The sequence below is a fragment of the Binatus sp. (SeqCode) genome, from assembly GCF_035272065.1.
Classification (GTDB): Bacteria; Desulfobacterota; Binatia; order Binatales; family Binataceae; genus Binatus.
Map to the genome: position 1 here is coordinate 1 of NZ_DATEQZ010000055.1, position 5,364 is coordinate 5,364.

6 protein-coding genes are annotated in these 5,364 nt (G+C 62.1%); 1 reads left to right on the forward strand and 5 read right to left on the reverse strand.

Annotated features, from left to right (window positions below; genetic code table 11):
• From VJX68_RS10735 to VJX68_RS10750, 4 genes are all read right to left on the reverse strand, one after another.
• The coding region (locus VJX68_RS10735; RefSeq protein ID WP_324095684.1) for a hypothetical protein at positions 1-465 on the reverse strand (465 nt) is incomplete at its 3' end.
• A gap of 10 nt (positions 466-475) precedes the next feature.
• Positions 476-760, reverse strand: a complete 285-nt coding sequence (locus tag VJX68_RS10740; protein ID WP_324095689.1) for a YlxR family protein — start codon at positions 758-760, stop codon at positions 476-478.
• Complete coding sequence (gene nusA, locus VJX68_RS10745) at positions 761-2,173, reverse strand: transcription termination factor NusA (protein WP_324095685.1); 1,413 nt, start codon at positions 2,171-2,173, stop codon at positions 761-763.
• A 91-nt stretch (positions 2,174-2,264) separates the two neighbouring features.
• On the reverse strand, positions 2,265-2,750 hold the full coding sequence (locus VJX68_RS10750) for a ribosome maturation factor RimP (RefSeq protein WP_324095686.1): 486 nt from the start codon (positions 2,748-2,750) through the stop codon (positions 2,265-2,267).
• Positions 2,751-2,955: 205 nt separating this feature from the next.
• On the opposite strand from VJX68_RS10750, the gene VJX68_RS10755 reads away from it, so the two are divergent.
• Positions 2,956-4,245 (forward strand): MgtC/SapB family protein, encoded by a 1,290-nt coding sequence (locus VJX68_RS10755; RefSeq protein ID WP_324095687.1) that lies wholly within the window; start codon positions 2,956-2,958, stop codon positions 4,243-4,245.
• 202 nt (positions 4,246-4,447) lie between these two features.
• Here VJX68_RS10755 and VJX68_RS10760 read toward each other — a convergent pair.
• Positions 4,448-5,364 (reverse strand): AMP-binding enzyme (locus VJX68_RS10760; RefSeq protein ID WP_324095688.1); only part of this gene is annotated, 917 nt, incomplete at its 5' end.

Consider the following 5,364-nt stretch of genomic DNA (forward strand, 5'->3'; position numbering starts at 1 on the left):
AGGCCTGACGACGATCAGCTCGGGCGCGCGATGCGGCTCGACGGCCGCAGGCTCGGTGCGATGGCCCGCGTCAAACATAACCGGCGTCTCGGTCTCAGCGGGTGAATCCCCGAGAAATGGCGACGCGAACGAATCGTCGCGGGTCTCTTCGACTTCGAAATGGAAAGGCGTGTCGCCGCCGGCGGCCTGGCCCGGCTCGGCGTGACGTCGGCGCATCACGTTGGCGTTGAGGCGCTTTTCTAAAATCTTTCCGCTGCTCGTTTCGAGCACGGTTTCGCGGCGCAGGATGGTCGCGCGATGCGCCTGCTCGTCGAGGTCGGCCTTGAGCCGGTCGGCTTCTTCGGGCGAGAGAAGACTCGATTCGGACTGCGTATGCCCGAGTTTCAGGCGGGCGCATCCGGCGAGCAAATCCTCGACCGGAAATCCCCATTCACTAGCAAGAGTTTTGATCCGCTTTCGCGCCATCCCAGTTATACTATTCGACCTTTGAGTTTCTATCCAGTCGGAGTTTTATTGCCGCCGCTATTTCCAGCCGCTCGGGACGATCTATTTTTCGCCGAAGCGCACGGAACACCTTAATCTTTAGACCGACAAACCGCTCGACGCATTCAAGCGCCGGATGCAAATATCCTCCACGCCCTGCTCGACGCGCCTCGAAATCCACTTCGACATGACCGTTCACGATCGCGATTCGTATCATCGACGCCTTCGCGTCACGCTTCATGCATCCGATGCAAGTACGCTCGGGCGATTTAGCCAGTTATTTTTCTCCCGGATCTTCAGTGGCAGCGGCCGGCACGGATTCTTCCGCAATCGTTTCGCTGGCCGCCTCCGCGCCTTCTGCTTCCGTGGCTATCAGCGCAGCTTCCGCCGCGGCGGCGGCTGCCGCCGTTGCGGCCTCTTCCGCTGCCGCAGCCTTTTCGGCCGCCGCGATCTTCTTGTTGGCGACGTGCTCGCGCGCCGCGTTGATTATCTGGGTGGCGCGCTCGGCGCTGATTCCCTCGACGTCGAACGCCGTCTCGTCGGCCTCCGCCAGTTGTTCCGCGGACCGGAAGCCCCACTGGTAGAGCAGTTCCGCGTTGATGTCACCGATGCCGGGAATCGCGTTGAGCGACGCGCGCGCCGACCGCGCCTCTTCTTCGGCTTCCGCCTCGCTGCGCACGTCGAGCTTCCATCCGGTCAGCCGATGCGCCAGGCGCACGTTCTGGCCGCGCTTGCCAATCGCCAGCGACAGTTGATCGTCGGGGACGATCACCTCCATCGCATGCTCATCCTCGTCGATTATCACCTTCGAGACCTTCGCCGGCGCCAGCGCGCGGCACACCAGCTCGGCCTGGTCGTCGGTCCACGGCACGATATCGATCTTCTCGCCGCGCAGTTCCTGCACGACAGATTGCACGCGCGTGCCTTTCATCCCGACGCATGCGCCGACCGGATCGACGTCCGAATCCTTCGAATACACCGCGACCTTGGCGCGACCGCCCGGCTCGCGCGCGCTCTGCCGAATCTCGACGATACCTTCGTAAATCTCGGGCACTTCCTGCTCGAACAGCTTCATCAAAAAGTCGTTCGAGGTGCGCGAGAGCACGATCGAGAGCCCCTTCTCCGACAGATCAACATCGAGAATCAGCGCGCGAATCCGATCGCCCTGGCGATAGCGCTCGTGCGGAATCTGCTCCTTCTCGGGCAGGATCGCCTCGGTGCGCCCGAGATTCACGATCATGTTCTTGCGCTCGAAGCGCTGCACGATTCCAGAGACGACTTCCTGCTTGCGATCCTTGAACTCGTTGAAAATCTGTTTGCGCTCGGCGTCGCGAATATGCTGGATGAGATTTTGCTTGGCCGCCTGCGCCGCGATTCGGCCCATCGTGGCGGTGTCGAGTTTGATCAGGATTTCGTCGCCGACTTCCGCCTCGGGATCGTATTTCGCGCGCGCCTCGGCCACATCGGCCTCGGCCGCCGCGTTCGCGACCTTCTCGACCACCGTCTTTATCTCGAACAGCTCGATTTCGCCGAGCTCCGGATTGAAGCGCGACTCGATATTGCGGTCGGGCCCAAAGGTGCGCCGCGCCGCCGAATGCATCATTTCTTCGACCGCGTTGATCACGATCGTTTTGTCGATGCCTTTTTCCTTGCTTACCTGCTCGATTACCCGGTTCAGATCGACCTGCATACCGCCTCCCCGGGGCGCGCAAAAAGTACCGCGCCAATTTCTTTTGTTGCTCCCGCTCGGAGGAAGCCTGTGCTTCTACTTATCAATATAATCACTTGTCAAAATCGTACTCGTAATTCGCTCCGGTCATCTCGTCGAAACCAATCGTCTGCCGCTTGCGGCTGGTCTCGTCGTCAAGCTCGATTCCACTTTCACCGACACTCACCAGCTTGCCCACGAACGACTTCTGCCCGTCGCGTGCGCGATGCGTCCGCACCTTCACCCGCTCGCCCTTCACCGCCTCAAAATGCTCCAGCTTGCGCAGGGGCCGGTTGATTCCCGGCGACGCAACCTCCAGCGTGTAGCGCCCATCGACCGGGTCGTACACGTCGAGCAAATCGCCCAACGTCGGGCTCAACTTCTCCAGGTCGCTCAACGCAATTCCGCCGCCGGGCTTATCGACCAACAGCCTCAGCAGCGAATTTCGCGTGCTCTTGCGAAAGTCCACCGAAACCAGCTCATAACCCTGGCGTTCGATATGCGGCTCGAGCAGCGCGACCACCTTTTCGGCGGTCGGATGAAGCGTCAGGGCGATCATCTGCTCTCACCTCTCCGCTCGCTAGGGCCGTCAGCCCGCCGCCGGTTTATGTCACGAAACCTGTTTTGCGACACCAACAAAAAAGTGGGCGGAGGCCCACTTCACTTGAGCAGGATACCACTGCGGTGGAGGTGTCGGCAAGGCAGGTCCAACCCACCGCGCAGGCAAGCATTTGTCGTAACATTCCGGTAACATCCGCCACGCGATGCCCGAGTTGACCGGCCCTAACTCACCCGCCCTGGGATTCCTGCTCGCGCTCGCGATCGGATTCCTCGTCGGCCGCACGCGAGAGCCAAAAGCAGGCGGTCCGCCGCGCCCAGGGACGCGCGATTTCCTCATAATTGCCCTGCTCGGCGCAGTCGCGGGCCACTCCGGCAACCCTGCGATCGCCATCGCATTATTCGCCGGCACGATCGGCGCCGTCCTCGTGATGCGGGCGCATCATCCGGAGCGCAGCGGCATCACCACCGAGCTGGCGGCAGTAGCGACCTTCGCACTGGCTGACCTGTGCCTTACGGCTGACCGCCAGTTCGGCGCCGGGCTCGGAATCGTGCTCGCGCTGATCGTGGCGGAGCGCGAGGAACTCCGCCGCTTTGTGCGCGAGGGGATCTCCGACCGCGAATATATCGACACGCTGAGTTTTCTCGGCCTGATTTTCATCATCTACCCGCTACTCCCAACCGGCAGCTACGGACCATTCGGATTTTTCGAGCCGCGCAGGATCTGGGTATTCGTAATCCTCGTATCCGGCGTCTCGTATGTCGGCTATTTCCTGACCAAGTTTACCGGGATCGAGCGCGGCGCATTACTCAATGCGATAGTCGGTGCCATTGCCTCCACGACCGCTTACACCACCGGGATCTCGCGAGCAGTCGCCGAAGTGCCGGAATCTGCGGTATCAGCGGCGCGCTATGCGCTAATAGCCAACGCGATTCTGTTCCCGCGGATGCTGTTGCTGGTCGCGGTGGTCAGCCCGATGCTCGCGATCGCGGCAATCCCTGCTTTCGCCGCGATGATGCTCGCGGGTTTCGCCTCCTCCCTGATACTCGCGCCCGTGCCTGCGACGACAGGCGATCATATAGCCGATTCCACCTACCGCAACCCGTTTTCGATCCGGCCCGCGCTCGAGTTCGGCGTCGTATTCACAGTTGTGCTGCTGGTTACCCGCGTCGCCAAGCATTACATGGGGTACAGCGGCCAGATGGCGGTGTCGGCGATTAGCGGACTGGTCGATGTCGACGCGATCTCGCTGACGCTGGCGGGTTTCGTGCAGGCCGGCACCAGCGCCGCGCGCGACGCGGTAATCGGGCTGACGCTGGCGGCCGCAGTCAACGCCATCTTCAAGTCCGTGGTGGCGCAAACCAGCCACCAGCCAGCGTTCTATCTGCGCCTGATGGCGGGATTCGCGATCATGTTCGCGGTCGGCGCCGCGGCAATAGCCATTGTCGACCCCACGCGCGTGACTGAACTAGTTAATCAACTGCACACCAACTGACTATTCAATCTTGCCTCTCCCGTTGGTCGGAGGGTGTCACAGACACGCGGCCGACGTGCGTCTTCGAGTGCCGTGCGGGGGACAAATTTTTCCGGATTCCAAATCTGCGGCGCAACAGACAATCGCGCCTCTGACGGTCCCCCACCCTCCCCCTCCCCCGAGGAACGTGGGAGGGAATAGGAGGGAAGGGCAAAGAATAGGACTATTCCTCATCGTCGCGCAGCTTCGACAGCACCGACAGATCCTCGAGGGTCGTGGTATCGCCGAGCGTCTGATCGCCTGAGGCTATCTGGCGCAGCAGGCGGCGCATTATTTTGCCGCTGCGGGTTTTCGGCAGGGCTTCGGTGAATCTTATGTCGTCGGGACGCGCCAGCGCGCCGATTTCCTTGACGACGTGCGCGCGCAATTCCTCGCGCAGCTTGTCGTCGCCCTTGCGGCCGCCTTCGAGCGTCACGAATGCGACCACGGCCTGCCCCTTCATGTCGTCGGGACGCCCGATGCACGCTGCCTCCGCGACCGTGATATGCGAGACCAGTGCGCTCTCGATCTCCATCGTGCCCAGGCGATGGCCCGACACGTTTATCACGTCGTCCACGCGCCCCATTATCCACAGGTAGCCGTCCTGGTCGCGGCGCGCGCCGTCGCCGGTAAAATAAGCGCCGTCGATCTGCGCGAAGTAATTGGTCTTGTAGCGCTCGGGGTCGCGGTAGATCGTCCGCAGCATCCCGGGCCACGGCTTGCGCACGATCAGCAGGCCGCCCTGGTTGGCGCCGACACTTTTGCCCTCGCGCGTCACGACGTCGGCCGCGATGCCCGGCAGCGGAAACGTCGCGGACCCCGGCTTGGTGGCGATCGCGCCCGGAATCGGGCTGATCATGATTCCCCCGGTCTCAGTCTGCCACCACGTATCGACAATCGGGCATCGCTCGCCGCCGATAACTTTGCGGTACCACATCCACGCCTCGGGATTGATCGGCTCGCCGACCGACCCGAGCAATCGCAGACTCGACAGGTCATGCTTTTTCACCCACGAGTCGCCCCACTTGATAAATGTCCGAATCGCGGTGGGCGCCGTGTAGAAGATGCTGACGCCGTACTTCGCGATTATCTGCCAGAAGC